The organism is Streptomyces sp. 4F14, from assembly GCF_048159485.1.
Taxonomy (GTDB): Bacteria; Actinomycetota; Actinomycetes; order Streptomycetales; family Streptomycetaceae; genus Streptomyces.
The window spans coordinates 1-317 of the sequence record NZ_JBLRVY010000403.1 but is presented as its reverse complement, the minus strand read 5'-3'; the positions used below and the strand labels follow the sequence as shown (position 1 = coordinate 317).

Here is a 317-nt window from a genome sequence, read left to right as displayed (position 1 = left end):
GCCGCGAGCGTGGGCATACTCGGGGCGCGCCCCGCGGGCCGGGGGGTGTGTGGGTGGGGTGGGGGCGCGTGTCCGCGCGCGCCCCCACCCCTCCTTTCCATTTCTCTTCCGGTCACAGCACCGTGAAGCCGTCCCTCACCTTCTCGTACGTCTTCAACGCCTGTGCCTCGATGCCGGGGCGGTACCACGTGTTGATCTGGTACGACTTGCCGCCCACGGTGAATCCGAGCAGCCGGGCGTGCCAGGGCTCGCCCTGCAGGGTGAAGGTGTACTCCCAGACCACCGCCGGGTGTCCGCGGAACGTCGTCCGCTCCAGG

Annotated in this window: 1 pseudogene; it reads right to left on the bottom strand. The window is 70.3% G+C overall.

From position 1 onward, the window contains the following. Positions 1–112: 112 nt before the first annotated feature. Positions 113–317 (bottom strand): annotated as a pseudogene (locus ACLZOT_RS51315) (serine/threonine protein kinase); the annotation flags it as partial.